At 69.1% G+C, this 18505-nt stretch carries 17 protein-coding genes and 1 pseudogene; 4 read left to right on the top strand and 14 right to left on the bottom strand.

All coding sequences use genetic code 11. The annotated features are described in order from the left end of the window. The first annotated feature begins 117 nt into the window (after nt 1-117). From G7043_RS37305 to G7043_RS37295, 3 genes are read left to right on the top strand one after another with little or no spacing between them, the layout of a single operon-like run. Nucleotides 118-498: a hypothetical protein gene (locus tag G7043_RS37305; RefSeq protein WP_166053395.1), complete on the top strand. Its 381-nt coding sequence runs from the start codon at nt 118-120 to the stop codon at nt 496-498. After that, on the top strand, nt 491-871 hold the full coding sequence (locus G7043_RS37300) for a hypothetical protein (protein WP_166053394.1): 381 nt from the start codon (nt 491-493) through the stop codon (nt 869-871). Before G7043_RS37305 ends, G7043_RS37300 begins: the two co-directional genes overlap by 8 nt. Continuing rightward, on the top strand, nt 868-1473 hold the full coding sequence (locus G7043_RS37295; RefSeq protein ID WP_166053393.1) for a class I SAM-dependent methyltransferase: 606 nt from the start codon (nt 868-870) through the stop codon (nt 1471-1473). The genes G7043_RS37300 and G7043_RS37295 overlap by 4 nt, the downstream gene beginning before the upstream one ends. Here the strand turns inward: G7043_RS37295 and G7043_RS37290 are convergent. From G7043_RS37290 to G7043_RS37260, 7 genes are read right to left on the bottom strand one after another with little or no spacing between them, the layout of a single operon-like run. Next, a complete protein-coding gene (locus tag G7043_RS37290) occupies nt 1430-2056 on the bottom strand; it encodes a cation transporter (RefSeq protein WP_166053391.1) in 627 nt (208 codons plus the stop codon). The two genes, G7043_RS37295 and G7043_RS37290, sit on opposite strands and share 44 nt — an antisense overlap. Continuing rightward, the gene (gene cmtR / locus G7043_RS37285; RefSeq protein WP_166053390.1) at nt 2049-2366 is read right to left on the bottom strand and encodes a Cd(II)/Pb(II)-sensing metalloregulatory transcriptional regulator CmtR; all 318 of its coding nucleotides are present in this window, start codon (nt 2364-2366) and stop codon (nt 2049-2051) included. The genes G7043_RS37290 and cmtR overlap by 8 nt, the downstream gene beginning before the upstream one ends. Before the next feature lie 45 nt (nt 2367-2411). Next, nucleotides 2412-3260, bottom strand: coding sequence for a formyltetrahydrofolate deformylase (purU, locus tag G7043_RS37280; protein ID WP_166053389.1), 849 nt, complete (start codon nt 3258-3260; stop codon nt 2412-2414). Then, the gene (locus G7043_RS37275) at nt 3260-3847 is read right to left on the bottom strand and encodes a sarcosine oxidase subunit gamma (RefSeq protein WP_166053388.1); all 588 of its coding nucleotides are present in this window, start codon (nt 3845-3847) and stop codon (nt 3260-3262) included. The genes purU and G7043_RS37275 overlap by 1 nt, the downstream gene beginning before the upstream one ends. Continuing rightward, entirely contained in the window at nt 3837-6653 is a 2817-nt protein-coding gene (locus G7043_RS37270; RefSeq protein WP_166053387.1) for a 2Fe-2S iron-sulfur cluster-binding protein, read from the bottom strand. Before G7043_RS37270 ends, G7043_RS37275 begins: the two co-directional genes overlap by 11 nt. Continuing rightward, the gene (locus G7043_RS37265) at nt 6650-6931 is read right to left on the bottom strand and encodes a sarcosine oxidase subunit delta (RefSeq protein ID WP_086661971.1); all 282 of its coding nucleotides are present in this window, start codon (nt 6929-6931) and stop codon (nt 6650-6652) included. The genes G7043_RS37270 and G7043_RS37265 overlap by 4 nt, the downstream gene beginning before the upstream one ends. Nucleotides 6932-6942: 11 nt before the next feature. Continuing rightward, nucleotides 6943-8172, bottom strand: a complete 1230-nt coding sequence (locus tag G7043_RS37260) for a sarcosine oxidase subunit beta family protein (protein WP_166053386.1) — start codon at nt 8170-8172, stop codon at nt 6943-6945. Between the two features lie 68 nt (nt 8173-8240). On the opposite strand from G7043_RS37260, the gene G7043_RS37255 reads away from it, so the two are divergent. Beyond that, a complete protein-coding gene (locus G7043_RS37255; RefSeq protein ID WP_166053385.1) occupies nt 8241-8900 on the top strand; it encodes a GntR family transcriptional regulator in 660 nt (219 codons plus the stop codon). Between the two features lie 5 nt (nt 8901-8905). On the opposite strand, the pseudogene G7043_RS37250 reads toward G7043_RS37255, so the two are convergent. From G7043_RS37250 to G7043_RS37220, 7 genes and pseudogenes are all read right to left on the bottom strand, one after another. Next, nucleotides 8906-11171: pseudogene (locus G7043_RS37250) on the bottom strand (FdhF/YdeP family oxidoreductase). Beyond that, nucleotides 11171-12877: a BCCT family transporter gene (locus G7043_RS37245; RefSeq protein ID WP_166053384.1), complete on the bottom strand. Its 1707-nt coding sequence runs from the start codon at nt 12875-12877 to the stop codon at nt 11171-11173. Before G7043_RS37245 ends, G7043_RS37250 begins: the two are co-directional and overlap by 1 nt. A 5-nt stretch (nt 12878-12882) precedes the next feature. Further along, nucleotides 12883-14013 carry an aromatic ring-hydroxylating oxygenase subunit alpha gene (locus G7043_RS37240; protein ID WP_166053383.1) on the bottom strand — a complete coding sequence of 377 codons (1131 nt, stop codon included), beginning with the start codon at nt 14011-14013 and terminating at the stop codon, nt 12883-12885. A gap of 25 nt (nt 14014-14038) precedes the next feature. Then, the gene (locus tag G7043_RS37235) at nt 14039-14332 is read right to left on the bottom strand and encodes a hypothetical protein (RefSeq protein WP_166053382.1); all 294 of its coding nucleotides are present in this window, start codon (nt 14330-14332) and stop codon (nt 14039-14041) included. Then, complete coding sequence (locus tag G7043_RS37230) at nt 14329-16779, bottom strand: GcvT family protein (protein ID WP_166053381.1); 2451 nt, start codon at nt 16777-16779, stop codon at nt 14329-14331. The genes G7043_RS37235 and G7043_RS37230 overlap by 4 nt, the downstream gene beginning before the upstream one ends. A gap of 35 nt (nt 16780-16814) precedes the next feature. Further along, complete coding sequence (locus G7043_RS37225; protein WP_166053380.1) at nt 16815-17420, bottom strand: MBL fold metallo-hydrolase; 606 nt, start codon at nt 17418-17420, stop codon at nt 16815-16817. Further along, on the bottom strand, nt 17417-18502 hold the full coding sequence (locus tag G7043_RS37220) for an S-(hydroxymethyl)mycothiol dehydrogenase (RefSeq protein ID WP_166053379.1): 1086 nt from the start codon (nt 18500-18502) through the stop codon (nt 17417-17419). Before G7043_RS37220 ends, G7043_RS37225 begins: the two co-directional genes overlap by 4 nt. Between the last annotated feature and the right edge of the window lie 3 nt (nt 18503-18505).

Raw genomic sequence — 18505 nt, 5'->3', positions numbered from 1 at the left:
AGGTTTGCGTCGACGGTGCAACAGCAGATCCAGTGCAACAACCAAATCCTGGCTTCAGTCGAGAATGGACGCTTTCCCAATTCGAAGCGTCCGGCACGGGTGTGACACCATCGCGGCATGATCGACCTGTTGCCAACGGTGCTGACCGTCCTCGCACTGGCCGGCGCCGCCTGGGCGGTGGCGCTGATCGTGCTGAACAAGCCGCTGCTGCCGGTGACCAAGCCCAAGTGGGGCCTGGCCGCGCTGCTGGCCCTGCTCGAGGCCGGGTTGCTGGTCCAGGCGGTGATCGGGATCGTGAAGATGACCGGTCTCGACCGCGAGATCGACAAGTTCTCGTTCGTCGGCTATCTCGTCGGCCCCGTGGTGATCTTGCCGCTGGCCCTCGTGTGGGCCGCCTCCGAACGCACCCGCTGGAGCGGCGGCGTGCTGGCGATCGCGTGTTTCAGCGTGCCGGTGATGATCGTGCGGCTCGGCCAGATCTGGGCAGGACATGCGTGACGCGGCCACCCGGCAGGGTCCGGGCCGCCTGCTGATCACGGTCTACGGGATCTTCGCGCTCGCCGCGACCTCACGGTCGGCCGTGCAGCTGATCACCCGGTTCGACCAGGCGCCGGTCGCGTACCTGCTGTCCGCGTTCGCCGCCGTCGTCTACGTGCTGGCGACCATCACGCTCGCGCTCAACGCACGCCGGGTGGCGTACGTGGCGTGCGCCGTCGAGCTCGCCGGAGTGGTGACGGTCGGAATCATCAGCCTGCTGGTGCCCCGGGAGTTTCCGGACGCCACGGTGTGGTCGTTGTTCGGCATCGGGTACGGCTTCATCCCGTTGGTGCTGCCAATTTTGGGCCTGCTCTGGTTGAGGAAGACGAAATGAACGTCGAGTTCTGGGACGCCCAGGCGGCGACGTTCGACGACGAACCTGACCACGGCCTCCGGGACCCACGGGTGCGAGAGGCGTGGGCGCGGCTGCTCCTGCCGTTGATGCCGAAACCGAACGCGTCGGTCGTCGACCTGGGCTGCGGCACCGGTAGCCTCGCCGTACTCCTCGCCGAGGCGGGCCACCACGTGCGCGGCTTGGACTTCTCCGCACAGATGATCGAAGCCGCGCAGGCGAAAGGTGCGGGGCTCCCGGTCGAGTTCACCACCGGTGACGCGGCCTGCCCGCCGTATCCGGAGGCTTCGTTCGACGTCGTCCTGGCGCGGCACGTGCTGTGGGCGTTGCCCGATCCCGCCGCGGCGGTCGAGAGGTGGGTGCGGCTGCTGCGACCGGACGGCGTTCTGCTGCTCGTGGAAGGCCGCTGGTCGACCGGCGCCGGCCTCACGTCGGCCGAGGCGCTGAAGCTCGTCGGCCGCGCGGCGACGGTCACGCCGCTCGTCGACGAAGCGTTGTGGGGCAAGCAGATCGACGACGAGCGCTACCTGCTCAGCAACATCAGCAACAGTGGTGGCCCCGCCACGCCTCGCGACCTTCCCTGACCGCCACGACAGCGATCACCAGCGCCGCCAGCGGATCCGCCCACCACCAGCCGAACAGGCTGTTCACCGCCAGTCCCACCAGCAGCACCGCGGACAGGTAGGTGCACAACAAGGTCTGCTTCGAGTCGGCGACCGCACTCGCCGATCCGAGTTCCCGCCCGGCCCTGCGCTGGGCGTACGACAGACCGGGCATGACCAGCAACGACACCGCGGCGAGCACGATCCCGACGGTGGAGTGCGAGGCCCGCTCCCCCTGCAGCAACGACAACCCGGACTCGACGGTCACATAAGCCGCCAGTGCGAAGAACGACACCGCGATCACCTTCAACGCGGTGCGTTCGCGCTTTTCGGGGTCACGGCCGGAGAACTGCCAGGCGACCGCGGCCGCCGACGCCACCTCGATCACCGAGTCCAGCCCGAACCCGATCAACGCCGTCGACGACGCCACCGTGCCCGCCGCGAGCGCGATGACCGCCTCGACGACGTTGTAGGTGATCGTGGCGGCCACCAGCATCCGCACGCGGCGCTGGAGCGCGATCTTGCGCGAGTCCTGCGCGACCGGCCCGCAGCAGGCGTCACTCATCGACGCACTCCGGCCCTGGCTCGACCGCCAGCACGACGTCGAGCAACTCGCCGAGAGCGCGCCGCAAGTGCTCGTCGGCCAGTTCGTAGCGCACCTGCCTGCCCTGATAGGTCGCCACGACCAGGCCGCAGCCGCGCAGGCAGGACAGGTGGTTGGAGACGTTCGACCTCGACAGCCCCAGTTGCTCCGCCAGTCGGGCGGGGTAACCGGGGCCGTCGAGCAGGGTGACCAGGATCCGGCAGCGCGTCGGATCGGCCAATGCGCGGCCCAGCCGGGCGAGCGCCGCCTCGCGGGTCTCACAGGTCAGCATGAGCAGAACTGTACAGGCTCAGCTGAACAGTTCAACCGCCACTGGTCAGCGGAACACGACCGTGCCGTTGCCGTTGGGCAGCACGCGGTGCTCGCAGTGCCACCGAACCGCGCGGGACAACGCCAGCGCCTCGGCATCGCGGCCCACCGAGGTGAGCGCCCGCGGGTCGAAGCTGTGGTCGACCCGCAGCACCTCCTGCTCGATGATCGGGCCCTCGTCGAGGTCGGGGGTGACGTAGTGCGCCGTCGCCCCCACGTACTTCACGCCGCGGTCGTAGGCCTGGTGGTACGGCTTGGCGCCCTTGAAGCCTGGCAGGAACGAGTGGTGGATGTTGATCACCCGGCCGGCCAGCTTGGCGCACAGGTCGTTGGACAGCACCTGCATGTAACGGGCCAGCACGACCAGGTCGGCCTGGTACTCCTCGACGAGATCCAACAACCGTTGCTCGGCGGCGGGCTTGTTGTCGGCGGTGTTCGGCACGTGCACGAAGTCGAGCCCGGCCGCTTCCGCCATCGGGCGCAGGTCCTCGTGGTTGGACACCACCGCGACGATGTCGCCGCCGAGACTGCCCGCCCGCCAGCGGAAGAGCAGGTCGTTCAGGCAGTGCCCGGCCTTCGACACCATGACGAGGATGCGTGTGCGGCGCTCGTCCCACAGGCCGTACTTCATCGAGAACTCCCGTGCCACCGGGTCGAACTCGCGGACGAGGTCGTCCACGCCGACGTCGTCGGAGGCACAGGAGAACGCGGTGCGCAGGAACAACCTGCCGCGGGCGTCGTCGTCGAACTGCTGGTGTTCCACGATGTCGCAGCCGTGGTCGACCAGGAACGACGTCACGGCGTGGACGATGCCCGCACGCTCCGGGCAGTCGAGGGTCAGGGTGAAGTTCCGCATCACGCCACCGCCCGGTACTCGGCGCACGCGTCGCTCAGCCAGGCCGCGAGGTACTCGGCGAACGAGGACCGCACCAGCAGCATGACGCGGTCCTCGCCGGTCACCAGCAGGACGATCCCGGTCCGGGCGAGCAACGTCTGCACGCAAACGCCGACGGGAGCCGCAGCCGGGTGCAGGTCCACGGAACATCCGTGAGCGAGCACGTCCCGGACGTGCGGCCCTTCCAGGGCCAGCGTCGTGCGCTGAGCCGAAGTGTCCACAACGGACCCTCTGAAGTCACCGAGCGCGCCACGCAACACCTCCTCGATCGGGACCTGCAGGCCGGGCGCCGCCACGACCAGGAACTCGTCCGGTCCGAGCCACAGCACCTCGACCGCGCCGAACTCTCCTTCGCCTGCGGTGAAAGTGCACGGCACGGACGGGAACACGACGCCGAGGGCCGACCCCATCGCCGCGACGGCGCCGGGGTCCGACACGCGCACGGTGAGCTGGGACCGGAACGGCACCTCGGACACCGTCAACGCGGGCGCGAGCGCCGCCAGCCGATCGGTCCAGCCGGCCAGCGGGCTGGTCAGGTCAGCCGTCACGACGGGCTCCTTCCTTGTCGTAGAGCACGGATTCGGTGACGGTGACCGGTACGAGCGTGTCCTCGACGGGCACGTACAGGGTCTCGCCGATGCGTTCGTGACCCGACCGCACCAACGCCAGGGCGAACGTGCGGCCGAGCGCCGCGCTGGGGTAGCTGGACGTGACGTGGCCGAGCATCCGCACCGGTGGTTCGGGCAGCCGGTCGGTCTCGACGATCTGGGAACCCTCCGGCAGCAGCACCTCGGGGTCCACCGGCAGCAGGCCGACGAGTTGCTTGCGGTCGGTGCGGTTGTTCTCCGCGCGGGCGAACGAACGCTTGCCGATGAAGTCGGGCTTCTTCTTCGACACCGCCCATGACATCCCGAGATCCTGCGGCGTCACCGTCGCGTCGGTCTCCTGACCGATGATCGGGTAGCCCTTCTCGGCGCGCAGCACGTGCATGGTTTCGGTGCCGTACGGCGTGATCCCGTACTTCTCCCCCGCCGCCATCAGCGCTTCCCAGACGGCGAGGCCGTGCCAGGCGGTCACGTTGATCTCGTAGGCCAGTTCGCCGGAGAAGCTGATCCGGCACACCCGCGCGGGGACTCCGGCGACGACAGTGTCGTGCCACGTCATGAACTCGAACGCCTCGTTGCTGACGTCGAGATCGGGCGCCACCTCGCCGAGCACGGCCCGGGACTTGGGGCCCACCAACGGGATCGTGACCCAGTGCTCGGTGACCGAGGCGCAGTGCACGTCGAGGTGCGGCCACTCCGTCTGCAGCCACTCCTCCATCCAGTCGAGGATCTTGGCGGCGTTGCCGGTGGTCGTGGTGACGAGGTAGCGCTGCTCGCCGACACGGATCACCGTGCCGTCGTCGATCACCATCCCGTCGACACCGCACATGACGCCGTAGCGGATCTTGCCGACCTTCAGGTTGCTCATCATGTTCGTGTAGAGCATGTCCAGGAACTTGCCGGCGTCGCGGCCCTGCACGTCGATCTTGCCCAGCGTCGAGCCGTCCATCATGCCGACGCTCTCGCGCGTGGCACGGCACTCCCGCAGCACGGCCGTGTGCAGGTCCTCGCCGGGCTGTGGGTAGTACCAGGGCCGCTTCCACTGACCGACGTTTTCGAACAACGCCCCGTGTGCGACGTGCCACGGGTGGATCGCCGTGACGCGGACCGGGTCGTGCAGCTCGCCGCGGTCCCGTCCGGCCAGCGCCGCGAACGACACCGAGGTGTACGGCGGGCGGAACGTGGTGGGCCGCTGGTCCTCCAGTTCGACGCCCAGCGCCTCGGCGACGATGCCCGCCGCGATCATGCCGGACGTCTTGCCCTGGTCGTGGGCCGTGCCGATGGTCGTGTACCGCTTGATGTGCTCCAGCGAACGCAGCCCCGCGCCGGTCGCCCGCAGCACGTCGCTCACGGTCGCATCGCGTTGCAGGTCGACGAAACTCGCGTCCTCGTCGCCCGGCACCCGCCACAGCACCAGACCGGACCGCGCCGTGCACCGCGAGTCCGACACGGGCAGCGGAACCTGACCACCCGACGCGAACCCTGCTGCACCCGCAGCCGCGGCACCGGCGTCCCGGCCCTGCCGAGTACACGCGTTCAGGTCCAGTTCACCGGTCGCGGAGCCCGCGACCCGGACGGTGGAGAGTTCCTCGCCCGGCACGAAAGCACCGAGTTCCGCGTCGTAGCGCAGCTTTCCGCGAGCCTGGCTGAACAGGCTCACCACCGGGTTCCAGCCGCCTGACACCAGCAGCGTGTCGCACTCGATCTTCTCGCCACCGACGTGCACCACAGTGACCCGGCTTGTTCCCTCCGTTCCGGTGACCAGCTGTCCAGCCCGGACCTCGATCCCCCGCGCCGCGCACTCGGTGGCGAGCCGCGCGGGAGCCTCCGGACGGGCGTCCGCGATCAGCGCGATGTCCACACCGGACTCGGCGAGGTCGATGGCCGCGCAGTACGCGCTGTCGTTGGTGGTGAAGACAACGGCCCGCGAGCCGGGCAGCACGCCGTAGCGGTGCAGGAACGTGCGGGCGGAGGACGCCAGCATGATGCCGGGGCGGTCGTTGTCGGCGAAGACGACCGGACGTTCGTGGGCGCCCGTGGCGAGCACGGTCTGCTTGGTCCTGATCCGCCAGACCCGTTGCCGCGCAACCGTGGCAGGGGCCGCGAAGCCGAGGTGGTCGGTCCGCTTCTGCAACGCCAGCACGAACCCGTCCTGGTACATGCCGAACGCCGTGGTGCGCTCCAGCACCAGCACACCGGGCGTGCTCTTGAGTTCCGCGACGATGTCGGCGACCCACTCCGCGGACGGCCGGTCGTCGAGGTACTCCTCCACGCCCAGCAAGGCGCCGCCGGCCTGGTTCTGTTCGTCCACCAGGACAACCCGCGCGCCACTGCGAGCAGCGGTCAGCGCGGCCACCAGACCAGCCGGGCCGGCACCGACCACCAGCACGTCGCAGTGTTCGTGCTTGGCGTCATACCGAGCCGGGTCCGGCAGTGCCGCCAGCCGCCCCTGTCCCGCCAGTCCGCGCGCTTCCAGACCGTCGTACAACTCCACCGTCGTGGCGAGCAGCATCGGTTCGGAGAAGGGCGCCTCGATCTGCACCAGCGACGTCGGGTCCTCGGATCCCGCCGCGACGACGCCGCGAGGCCGGCCGAGCTTCACGCTGCTGCCGATCTCGTGCACGCCGTTCGCGAGCAGGGCCGACGCGAGCGTGTCGCCGGGGTGGCCGGACAGCTTCTGACCGTTGAAGGTGAAGTGCAGCAGGGTGTTGCGGTCGATCGCGCCACCGGTGGAAGTCCGGAACGTCACGAGGCCACCTCCGGCATCGGCTCGCCCGCGCGGTAGACGGCGAGCAGGTCGTGGGAACGGGTGTCGCGCACGGCGTTGAACCAGCGGCGGCACCCGGCGCTGTGGCTCCAGCGCTCGGCGAACGGACCGCTCGGGTTGTCCCGGAAGAACACGTACTGCGCCCACTCCTCGTCGGTCAGCGCCGACGGGTCCTCGGGGTACGCGACGTGGGCCTGGCCGCCGTAGTGAAACTCCGCTTCCTCGCGCGGCCCGCACCACGGACACGGGATGAGTTGCATGTCAGCTCCTACTAGTGCGCGACGGCGGCGGCGCCGTGCTCGTCGACGAGAGCGCCCGTGGTGAAGCGCTCGAGGGTGAACGGCTCGTTGAACGGGTGCGGCTTGTCGTGGGCGATGGTGTGGGCGAAGCAGTCGCCGACACCGGGCGTGGCCTTGAACCCGCCGGTGCCCCAGCCGCAGTTCAGGTACAGCCCGCCGACCGGGGTGAGACCGACGATCGGCGACGCGTCCGGGCTGACGTCCACGATGCCCGCCCACGTCCGCAACAGGTGGGCGCGCGCGAACACCGGGAAGAGCTCCAGCGCCGCCGACATCTGCTGCTCGATGATGTGGAACGAACCTCGCTGGCCGTACCCGTTGTAGCTGTCGATGCCCGCGCCCATCACCAGTTCTCCCTTGTGCGCCTGGGAGACGTAGACGTGCACGGCGTTCGACATCACGACGGTCGGGTGCACGGGCTCCAGCAGCTCGGACACCAAGGCCTGCAACGGGTGTGAGGCCAACGGCAACCTGAGCCCGACCATCTTCGCGAGCACCGAGCTGTGGCCAGCGGCGCACAACGCGACCTTGCCGGCGGCGATCCGACCACGTGAGGTCTCGACGGCGGTGATCCGGCCGCCAGCGGTCTCCAGTCCGGTGACCTCGCAGTTCTGGATCAGGTCGACGCCCATCGCGTGTGCGGCCCGCGCGTAGCCCCAAGCCACGTAGTCGTGCTTGGCGATGCCCGCACGCGGCTGGTACGTCGCGCCCAGCACGGGGTAGCGCACGTCCGGCGAGGTGTTGACGATCGGGCAGATCTCCTTGACCCCGGCGGGATCCACCCACTCCGCGTCGATGCCGTTGAGGCGGTTCGCGTTGACGCGGCGGACGCTGTCGCGCACGTCCTGCAGGCTGTGGGCCAGGTTCAGCACCCCGCGCTGGTCGAACAGGATCGGGTAGCCGAGGTCCTCCTCCAGGCCTTCCCAGAGCTTCAGCGAGTGCTCGTAGATGCCGGAGCTCTCGTCCCACAGGTAGTTGGACCGGATGATCGTCGTGTTGCGGGCCATGTTGCCGCCCGCGAGCCAGCCCTTCTCCAGCACCGCGACGTTCGTGATGCCGTGGACCTTGGCCAGGTAGTAGGCGGTGGCGAGGCCGTGCCCTCCGCCGCCGACGATCACGACGTCGTAGGAGGCCTTCGGTTCCGGGTTCTCCCACAGGAAGTCCGGGTGCTCGGGCAGATGTGCTCCGGGCGGGCTGGTCATTGCGACGCCTCCAGCGAATTCATCTGGTCGACTACTGGTATATCAGTCTGTGCAGTACAGTAGGTCACATGAACGCACGGGTCAACGACGAGCCCGCCGCCATCTCACTCACCGAGCAGGCGTACGCCGTGCTGCGCGATCGCCTGGTGATGCTGGAGATCAAGCCGGGCGAGCCCATCAACGAGGACAGGCTGCGCACCGAGCTCGGCGTCGGCCGCACCCCGATCCGCGAAGCGCTGAAGCGACTGGAGCAGGAACGGCTCGTCGTCGCTTTCCCGCGCCGCGGCACCTTCGCCACCGACGTCAACATCTCCGACCTCTCCCACATCTCCGAGGTTCGCCGCACGCTGGAGCCTCTCGCCGCTTCCGCCGCCGCCGAACGGTCCACAGCAGAAGACCGCGCCGCGCTGGCCGAGCTGCGGTCCCAGCTGGAAACCGCTGCCCGGCCCGGCGACAACACAGCACTCCTGCGCACCGACGTCGGCGTGCACCGCGCGATCTACGGGTGCGTGCACAACCCGTTCCTCGAGGACACGCTGATCTCCTACGACAACCTGGCGACCCGCATCTGGTGCGTCTTCCTGCCGCGACTGTCCGGAATGGCCGGTCACGTCGACGAGCACGTCCCGCTGCTGACCGCGATCATCGAAGGCGACGCCAAGAAGGCCTCCGAGCTCGCCTCCCAACACGTCATCGGGTTCGAACGCGCCATCCGCGCGCTGATCTGAGCCGGTCACGGTCGCACCAACCGGATGACCACGGCCTTGGAGACCGGGGTGTTCGAGCCGTCGGCGACCGAACGCAGTGGCACCAACGCGTTCGCTTCCGGGTAGTAGGCCGCCGCACAGCCTTTCGGCGTCGGGAACGCGACGACGCGGAACCCGCGCGCCCACCGTTCTTCACCGGCGAACTCGGACACGACGTCCACCAGGTCGCCATCGGAGAATCCCGCTTCCGCGATGTCCTCGGCGTGCACCAGAACCACGCGGCGTGCGTTCTCGATGCCGCGATACCGGTCGGACAGACCGTAGATCGTGGTGTTGTACTGGTCGTGGCTGCGCAGGGTCTGCAGCAGCAACCGGCCGGGTGGCACCTCGATCAGCTCGACGGTGTTGACGGTGAAGTTGGCTTTGCCGGTCCTTGTCCGGAACTCACGGCTGTCGCGCGGCGGATGCGGCATCACGAACCCGTCCGGCTCACGCACCCGTCGGTTGTAGTCGTGGCAGCCGGGGACCACCCGCGCGATGCGGTCGCGCACGAGGTCGTAGTCCCGTTCGAAGCTCGCCCACGGCACCGCGTGCCCCGCACCGAGCAGCCGCCCGGCCAGCCTGCAGACGATCGCGATCTCCGACAGCAGGTGCGGCGAGGCGGGGGTGAGCCGGCCGCGTGAGGTGTGCACCACCGACATCGAGTCCTCGACGGTGACGAACTGCTCCCCCGCCGCCTGCACATCACGTTCGGTGCGGCCCAGCGTCGGCAGGATCAACGCCGTGCGTCCCGCGACCACGTGCGACCGGTTGAGCTTCGTCGACACGTGCACGGTCAACGCGAGGCCGCGCAACGCACGTTCGGTCGCCTCGGTGTCCGGTGTGGCAGAAGCGAAGTTGCCGCCCACCGCCACAAGAGCCCGCACATTACCGTCGTGCATCCCGTGCAACGCCTCAACGACGTCAAACCCGTGGCGACGCGGCACCGGGACGCCGAACTCCTCCTCCAGCGCGGCGAGGAACGACTCGGGCATCTTCTCCCAGATGCCCATCGTGCGGTCGCCCTGGACGTTCGAGTGGCCGCGGACCGGGCACACGCCGGCACCCGGTTTGCCGATCATCCCGCGCAGCAGCAACACGTTGACCACCTCGCGGATGGTCGGCACCGCCTGCTTGTGCTGGGTGAGCCCCATCGCCCAGCACGCCACCACGCGTTCGGCGGAGGCGATCAGGTCCGCGATCCGTTCGATCTGCTCGCGGTCCAGCCCGGTCGCGCGTTCGGTGAGCTCCCAGTCGACGTCCTGCGCGGCGAACTCGGCGAACCCGTGCGTGTACCGGTCGACGAAGTCGTGGTCGACCGCGTCGGCCTTCAGCAGCAACCCGGAGATCGCCTTGAACAGCGCGAGATCACCGCCGAGCCGGATCTGCGCGAACTCGTCGGCGAGCGCGGTGCCGTGGCCGAGCACGCCCCGGACGTTCTGCGGGTTCTTGAACCGCAGCAGGCCCGCCTCCGGCAACGGGTTGACCGCGATGATCTTCCCGCCGCGCTTCTTCACCGTCTCCAGCGACGCCAGCATGCGCGGGTGGTTCGTGCCGGGGTTCTGCCCGATCACGAGCACCAGGTCGGCATGCTCCACATCGGACAGTGAGACGGAACCCGTGCCGATGCCGATGGTTTCCTTCAACGCGGCACCGGACGACTCGTGGCACATGTTCGAGCAGTCCGGCAGGTTGTTGGTGCCGAACGACCGCACGAGCAGCTGGTAGAGGAACGCGGCCTCGTTGGAGGTGCGGCCGGAGGTGTAGAAGGCGGCCGCATCCGGGCTGGGCAGCGCACGCAGTTCGGACGCGATGAGGTCGAACGCGTCGTCCCAGCTGATCGGACGGTAGTGGTCGGCGCCGGGCAGGCGGACCATCGGCTCGGTCAACCTGCCCTGCTGGCCGAGCCAGTAGTCGGTCTTCTCCTCCAACTCCGACAACGAGTGCTGCTCGAAGAAGTCCGCACCGATCCGCCGCGTGGTGGCTTCCTCCGCCACGGCTTTCGCGCCGTTCTCGCAGAACTCCGCGACCTTGCGGTGTCCCTGCGGGTCCGGCCACGCGCAGCCGGGGCAGTCGGAAGCCGCCGTGCTGGTTGACCAGGGGCAGGGTCCGCGCGGTGCGGACCACGCCCATCTGTTCCCAGCTGCGGCCGAGCGAGACGGCGACCCCGGTGAGCCCGGCCGCCGCACGGCCGGGCTCACCCACCTCCAGGGCGTTCTCGTCAACGTCCCGCTCCGGGGCGCGTCTGGCCATCAGGTCTTCTCCTCCAGCACAACGGGTGCCACGACCTGCCCGTTGCCGTTGCTCTCGGCCTTGACCGGGGTCGGCGCCACCTGGAGGCAGAAGTCGCCGTCGTACTCCGCGTTGCCCGTGTCCACGGCCTGCTCGACGATCACCGCGGCATGCTTCTCGCGCAGCACCATCGGGTCACTGCGCAGGTCCTTCGTCAGCGCCACGCACAGCACGACCATGACGAGCGCGAACGGTGCGGCGGCGATGATCGTGAGGTTCTGCAGCCCGGTCAGCGCGGTCGCACCGCCACCGCCGACCAGCAGCATCACCGCGGCCACGCCACCGGTCGCGACGCCCCAGAACACCACCAGCCGTCGGTGCGGTTCGATCGCACCGCGCTGCGACAACGTGCCCATCACCAGCGAAGCCGCGTCCGCACCGGAGACGAAGAAGATGGCCACGAGGATCATCACGACCACCCCGGCGACCGCCGCCAGCGGGAACTGGTCGAGCACGCCGAACAGCTGCGACTCCGGGTTCGCCGCGCCGGCCAGGTCCGTGCCACCGCGCTGCAACGTGATCGCGGTGCCGCCCATGATCGTGAACCAGATCAGGCTGACCACCGACGGCACCAGGATGACGCCGCTGACGAACTGCTTGATCGTCCGGCCCCGGCTGATCCGCGCGATGAACATCCCGACGAACGGGGTCCACGAGATCCACCAGGCCCAGTAGAAGATCGTCCACGACGACAGCCAGCTCTCCATGGCCTCGCCGCCGGACGCACCGGACCGGGAGATCATCTCGCCCATCTCGCGGAAGTAGTCACCGATCGCCGCGGGGATCAGGTTGAGGATGAGGATGGTCGGGCCGACGACGAACACGAACACCGCGAGCACGGTCGCCAGCACCATGTTGATGTTCGACAACCACTGGATGCCCTTGGCCACACCGGACACCGCCGACGCCACGAACGCCACCGTCAGCACGGCGATGATGCCGATCAGCACGCCGACGCCGGGGTTGTCCGCGACGAACCCGCCGGCCTTCAGCCCGCTGCCGATCTGCAGCGCGCCGAGCCCGAGCGACGCGGCCGACCCGAACAGCGTCGCGAAGATCGCCAGGACGTCGATCAGCCGGCCGAGCGGTCCTTCGGACACCCGGTCACCGAACAGCGGCGCGAACGCGGCGCTGATCAGCTGCTTGCGGCCGCGCCGGAACGTGCCGTACGCGATCGCGAGACCGACCACGGCGTAGATCGACCACGGGTGGATCGCCCAGTGGAACAACGACGTCGCCATCGCCGTCTCGACCGCCGCGTCGGTGCCGCCCTCGACCGTGCCCGGCGGTGGCTTCACGAAGTGCGACAACGGTTCCGCGACACCGTAGAACATCAGGCCGATGCCCATGCCCGCGCTGAACATCATCGCGACCCACGAGACCGTCCGGAACTCGGGCCGCTCGCCGTCGTGACCGAGCGGGATCCGGCCGTAGCGGCTGAAGGCCAGCCACAGCGCGAAGATCACGAACCCGGTGGCCGCCGTGAGGAACGCCCAGCCGGTGTTGCGGATGACCCAGCCGAGCACGGCCGTGGACACACTGCCGAGGCTTGCCGTGCCGAAGACGCCCCAGGCGAGGAACGCTCCGGCGACGACGGCCGACACGACGAACACGACTTTGTCCGTGTGCGTCTTCTCCGTGGTGGGTAAGAACTTCGGTTCGGGCATGGCTGCTACCACCTCTTCGTTGCTGTGGCTTCCTGTACCCAGCGGTGGAACTCCCCGATGTGGTGTTCGGAGGGAACCAGCACACCCCCTTGCGCGTAGGCCCGCGACGACATCGCGGGCTGGCACCGTTCACACGCGTCGAAGTCCTGCTCGTTGACGCGGTGGAAGAGCTCGACGGACCGCGAGACGTCCTTGCCGGTCGCGACGACGTCCTTGGCGTAGAGCCAGTCGCACTCGACGATCGTCCGGTCGGCGGCCATCGGGAACATCCGGTGGATGATCACGTGGTCGGGCACGAGGTTGATGAACACCTGCGGCCGCACCGTGATCGCGTAGTAGCGGCGGTCCTGCTCGGAGTCCACCCCGTCGAGCCGGTCGAAGCCCTCGCTGCCGTCGATCGTGAAGCCCTTGATCTCCTCGCCGAACACCGCGCCGTGCCCGACGTAGTACTGCGCCGCGTACCCGTCCGCGAACTCCGGCAGGACCTCGGTCAGCTCGGGGTGGATGGTCGCGCAGTGGTAGCACTCCATGAAGTTCTCGATGATCAGCTTCCAGTTGGCCTTGACGTCGTAGGTGATCCGCCGGCCGAGTTCGAGCTCGCTGACCTGGTAGTTGCCGATCGCGTCGAGGTTGCCGAGCCGCTCCCGCACGTCCTGCTGCACGGTTTCCTCGAACGACGCCGGTTCGTCGGCCAGCGACAGCCACGCGTAGCCGAGCCATTCGCGCAGGTGGACCTTCTTCAGGCCGTACTCGACGCGGTCGATGTCCGGCATCGAGGTGAGGTTGGGCGCGGCGACCAGCTTGCCGTCGAGCCCGTAGGTCCAGGCGTGGTACGGGCACTGGAAGTTGCGCTTGACCGTGCCGGTCTCCTCGACGCACAGCTTCGCGCCGCGGTGCCGGCAGATGTTGAGGAACGCGCGCAGCGAGCCGTCGCGCGACCGGGTCACGAGCACGCTCTCGCGGCCGATCTGGACGGTTCTGAAGTTGCCCGCGTCCGGCAGGTCGGCGCTGCGGACCGCGCAGAACCACATCTTCTCGAAGATGTTCTCCTGCTCCAGCTCGAAGTTCGCCGGATCGGTGTAGGTGTGGCCGGGCAGGGTGGGGATCAGGCTGGACGGGAGTTCGGTCGCGGTCATGGTCACTCCGTGAAGAAGAGAGAGGTCAGAGGAGGAGAGATCGCGCGTCCGTGCCGGCGCAGATGACCAGCAACGGTGCGGCGTGGGTGCTCGACCGCGTCAGGACACGGGCACCCGTTCCGGACGGCTCGACGTGCCAGTCGATCACCGTCTCCTCGAAGCGCAGGTCGGCGCCCGCGCGGAATGCCTCGTCCGAGCTGGGCAGCTCAGCCTGGGACCGGCTGTCCAGCCCGAGGACGCGCAGTCCCCGCGAGGCGAGCCGGTGTGCGGCCGCCCCGCCGAGGCTGCCGAGCCCGATGACGATCGCGTCGTGGGTCATGACCTGATCCGGTCCATCTTCGGGTCGAACAACGGCTCCGCGGTCACCACGGCCTGGACCCGTTCGCCGAAGTACTCGATCTCGACCGGGGTTCCCTCCACCGCGACCTCGGCGGGCAGCCAGGCGTAGGCGATGTTCTTGCCGATCGAGTACCCCCGCGCCGCACTGGTGACGTAGCCGACCGCCGCTCCACCCGCGAACACCGGTTCCGAACCCATCACGACCTGGTAGTCGTCCTCGATGATCAGGCACGAGAGCTTGCGCGCCACGGTGTCCTCGGACCGGCCCTCCAACGCCTTGCGGCCGTGGAAGTAGCCCTTGTTCATGCGGACCGCGAAGCCCAGTCCAGCCTCGAACGGGTCGTGCTCGGTGGTGACGTCGGTGCCCCACGAGCGGTAACCCTTCTCCAGTCGCATGCTGGTGAAAGCGCTGCGACCGGCGGCGATGACGCCGTGTTCCTGACCGGCCTCCCACAGCGTGTCCCACAGGCGGGCGCCCATGTCGGCGGTGGTGTAGAGCTCCCAGCCCAGCTCGCCGACGTACGACAGGCGCATCGCGGTGACGGGAACCTCGCCGATGAAGGCTTCCTGGGCCTTGAAGTAGCCCATGGCCTCGTGCGAGAAGTCCGTGCGGGTCAACGGTTGCAGGAGCTTGCGCGCGAGCGGTCCCCACAGGCCGATGCAGCAGGTGCCCGGGGTGATGTCGGAGATGTGCACGCCGCCGTTGGGTGGCATTCGTCTGCGCAGCCAGTCGAGGTCGAGCGGTCCGTTCGCGCCGACCTGGAACCGGTCCTCGCCGAGCCGGGCGATGGTCAGGTCGCTGCGCACTCCCCCGTCCTCGCCCAGCAGCAACGTGTACACCACCGCGCCCGGCTTGCGGTCGAGCTGGTTGGTGGTCATGGTCTGCAGGAACGTCAGGGCCTCCGGGCCGCTGACCTCGAGCCGCTTCAACGCGGTCATGTCGAACATCGCGACCCGCTTGCGGGCGACGAGCGCCTCGGCACCGGCGATCGGCGACCAGAACCGCGACGCCCACTCGTTGCGCTCCGGGATCTCGGCGACCTCGGGCAGGGTCGCGTTGGCCTCGTACCAGTGCGGCCGTTCCCAGCCCGACGCCTCCAGGAACACCGCGCCGAGGTCCTGCTGCCGTTCGTAGAAGGGGCTCCTGCGCAACGGCCGGGGCTCCTCGGCGGGCTGCAACGGGTGCAGGATGTCGTAGACCTCGACGAAGGCCCGGCAGCTGCGCTGGTGCACGTAGCCCGGTGAGCGCTGTGCGTCCTCGAACCGGTTGAGGTCGCAGCCGTGCAGGTCGATGTTCGGCTGGCCGTCCACCAGCCACTCGGCCATCGCCTTGGCGACACCGGCGGAGTGCGTGATCCACACCGCCTCGGCCACCCAGAACCCTTGCAGGCCGGGGTGTTCGCCGAGCAGCGGGTTGCCGTCCGGGGTGAAGGAGAACAGGCCGTTGACGCCCTCCTCGACCTTCGAGTCGCCGAGGACCGGCAGCAGGTCGACGGCGGCGTCCCAGGAGGTCTCGAAGTCCTCCGGGGTGAACGCGACCTCGGACGGCATGGTGGGTGCCACGTCGTGGTCGAGGATGTCGTCCGCCGAGATCGGCATCGGCCGGTGCCCGTACGCGCCGATGCCGATGCGGTCGACGTGCTCGCGGAAGTACAGGTCCGCGTCCTGGTGGCGCAGCAACGGCTTCGACATCTCGTTGAGCTCGCTGTTGACGCCCTTGAGCGCCGGCAGCGGGGCAGTCTTCGCGTACTGGTGCGCCATCGGGACCAGCGGGATGTCGAGGTCGACCATCCGCCCGATCCGCGGGCCCCACATGCCGACGCAGGACACGACGATGTCGGCGGCAAACGTGTCGTGCTCGGTGACGACGGCCTTCACCCGGCGCCCGGTGCGTTCGATGCCGGTGACCTTGTGGTGCGCCAGGAACTTCGCGCCCCGCTCCATCGCCCGGCGCGCCTGCGCCTCGGCCGCGCGCAACGGCTTCGCGAGACCGTCGCTCGGGATGTGGAACCCGCCGAGGATCTTCGCCGGGTCGAGCAACGGGTGCAGCCGCGCGCACTCCTCCGGGTCGCGCAGGAAGCTCTCGACGCCCCACGACGTCGCCCAGCCGTGCCGGCGCTTGATGTCCGTCCAGCGTTCCGGGGTGGTGGCGACCTCCAGCCCGCCGAGCTGCTGGAAGCACCACTTGTCGTCCATCGTCAGCGCCGTGTACTTCTCGACGGTGTACTTGGCGAACGAGGTCATGGTCTTGCAGCCGGTGGTCTGGAAGACCAGGCCCGGCGCGTGCGAGCTCGACCCGCCGGTCGCGAACAGCGGTCCCTGTTCGAGCACGGTGATGTCGGTCCACCCGCGGGCGGTCAGCTCGTCGGCCAGCGCGCACCCGACGATGCCCGCTCCGATGAGCACAACGCGTGGTTGCGTTGCCATGGAAGTCTCTCCTGCCGTCTGTGGTGGGCGTGGCGTCAGATCCGGGGCGCTTCGGCGCCGATCGTCGTGGTGGGACCGTGTCCGGTGTGGACGATCGTGTCCGGGGGCAGGGTCAGCAGGCGCTCGCGGATCGAGGTGACGATCGTCGGGAAGTCCGAGTACGAGCGTCCGGTCGCGCCCGGACCCCCCTCGAACAGCGTGTCTCCGCTGAAGACCGCGCCGAGTTCCGGCGCGTACAGGCAGATCGAGCCGTAGGTGTGACCCGGCGTGCTGAGCACTTCGAGGGTGGTGCCCGCGACCTCGACCGTCACGCCGTCGGTCAGCCAGACGTCCGGCTCGCGGTCGGGGTACACGACCGTCCACAGTGCACGATCTTCGGCGTGGATCAGGATGTGGGCGCCGACCTTGTCCGCCACCTCGACGACCGCGTTGATGTGGTCGTCGTGGCCGTGGGTGCAGACCAGCGCGGTCACCACCCGTCCGCCGATCGCTTCGAGAACGGCGTCCGCGTCGTGGGCGGGGTCGATGACCAGGACCTCGTGGTCGTCACCCACGAGCCAGACGTTGTTGTCGACGTCCCAGGTCCCGCCGTCCAGGCTGAACGTGCCGGAGGTGACGACGTGCTCGATCCGCGCGGTCACAGGACGACCACCGAGCGCAGGACGCGGCCGTGGTGCATGTCCTCGAACGCCTTCTCGACGTCCTCCAGCCCGATCGTCTCCGTGACGAACGCGCCGAGGTCGAGCCGGCCCTGCAGGTAGAGGTCGATGAGCATCGGGAAGTCGCGGCTGGGCAGGCAGTCGCCATACCAGGACGACTTCACCGCACCGCCGCGCGAGAACACGTCGATGAGCGGCAGTTCGAGCTGCATGTCCGGGGTCGGCACGCCCACGAGCACGGCGAGGCCGGCGTGGTCACGGGCGTAGAAGGCCTGCTTGAACGTCTCGGGACGGCCGACCGCGTCGATCACGACGTCGGCGCCGTTGCCCTCGGTGAGTTCGCGGATCGCCTCCACGACGTCCTGCTCACGGGCGTTGACGGTGTGCGTGGCGCCGAACCGTTGTGCCCACTCCAGTTTGGTGGGGTCGAGGTCGACGGCGATGATCGTGCGCGCGCCGGCCAGCCGGGCACCCGCGATCGCCGCGTCACCGACACCGCCGCAACCGAGCACGGCCACGCTGTCGCCGCGGGTGACGCCACCGGTGTTGATCGCGGCGCCGATGCCCGCCATGACGCCGCAGCCGAGCAGGCCTGCGACCTCCGCGGGTGCCTTCGGGTTCACCTTCGTGCACTGTCCGCTGTGGACGAGGGTCTTCTCCGCGAACGCGCCGATGCCCAGTGCCGGCGACAGCGGTGTGCCGTCGGCCAGGGTCATGGGCTGGGAGGCGTTGTGGGTGTTGAAGCAGTACTGCGGGCGGCCGCGCAGGCACGACCGGCACGAACCGCACACCGCGCGCCAGTTCAAGATCACGAAGTCACCGGGTGCCAGGTCGGTCACGCCCTCGCCGACCGCCTCGACGACGCCCGCCGCCTCGTGTCCGAGCAGGAACGGGAACTCGTCGTTGATCCCGCCCTCCCGGTAGTGCAGGTCGGTGTGGCAGACCCCGCAGGCCTGCACCTTCACCAGCGCCTCGCCGGGGCCGGGGTCCGGCACGAGGATGGTCTCGACCGAGACCTTGGCTCCGCGCCCCGCCGCCACGACACCGTTCACCGCATGTGCCACTTG

Source organism: Lentzea alba (genome assembly GCF_011067745.1).
In the GTDB taxonomy this organism is placed as follows: domain Bacteria; phylum Actinomycetota; class Actinomycetes; order Mycobacteriales; family Pseudonocardiaceae; genus Lentzea; species Lentzea alba.
The sequence above is the reverse complement of the archived record's forward strand: the minus strand, read 5'-3'. Positions and strand labels throughout refer to the sequence as shown.

Excerpts from the sequence above, each read along its gene's own strand:
- G7043_RS37255 (WP_166053385.1), top strand. The coding sequence starts at position 8,241 with ATGAACGCACGGGTCAACGACGAGCCCGCCGCCATCTCACTCACCGAG.
- cmtR (WP_166053390.1), bottom strand. The coding sequence starts at position 2,366 with ATGCTGACCTGTGAGACCCGCGAGGCGGCGCTCGCCCGGCTGGGCCGC.
- G7043_RS37235 (WP_166053382.1), bottom strand. The coding sequence starts at position 14,332 with ATGACCCACGACGCGATCGTCATCGGGCTCGGCAGCCTCGGCGGGGCG.
- G7043_RS37290 (WP_166053391.1), bottom strand. The coding sequence starts at position 2,056 with ATGAGTGACGCCTGCTGCGGGCCGGTCGCGCAGGACTCGCGCAAGATC.
- purU (WP_166053389.1), bottom strand. The coding sequence starts at position 3,260 with ATGCGGAACTTCACCCTGACCCTCGACTGCCCGGAGCGTGCGGGCATC.
- G7043_RS37245 (WP_166053384.1), bottom strand. The coding sequence starts at position 12,877 with ATGCCCGAACCGAAGTTCTTACCCACCACGGAGAAGACGCACACGGAC.
- G7043_RS37260 (WP_166053386.1), bottom strand. The coding sequence starts at position 8,172 with ATGACCAGCCCGCCCGGAGCACATCTGCCCGAGCACCCGGACTTCCTG.
- G7043_RS37305 (WP_166053395.1), top strand. The coding sequence starts at position 118 with ATGATCGACCTGTTGCCAACGGTGCTGACCGTCCTCGCACTGGCCGGC.
- G7043_RS37265 (WP_086661971.1), bottom strand. The coding sequence starts at position 6,931 with ATGCAACTCATCCCGTGTCCGTGGTGCGGGCCGCGCGAGGAAGCGGAG.
- G7043_RS37230 (WP_166053381.1), bottom strand. The coding sequence starts at position 16,779 with ATGGCAACGCAACCACGCGTTGTGCTCATCGGAGCGGGCATCGTCGGG.
- G7043_RS37240 (WP_166053383.1), bottom strand. The coding sequence starts at position 14,013 with ATGACCGCGACCGAACTCCCGTCCAGCCTGATCCCCACCCTGCCCGGC.
- G7043_RS37300 (WP_166053394.1), top strand. The coding sequence starts at position 491 with ATGCGTGACGCGGCCACCCGGCAGGGTCCGGGCCGCCTGCTGATCACG.
- G7043_RS37295 (WP_166053393.1), top strand. The coding sequence starts at position 868 with ATGAACGTCGAGTTCTGGGACGCCCAGGCGGCGACGTTCGACGACGAA.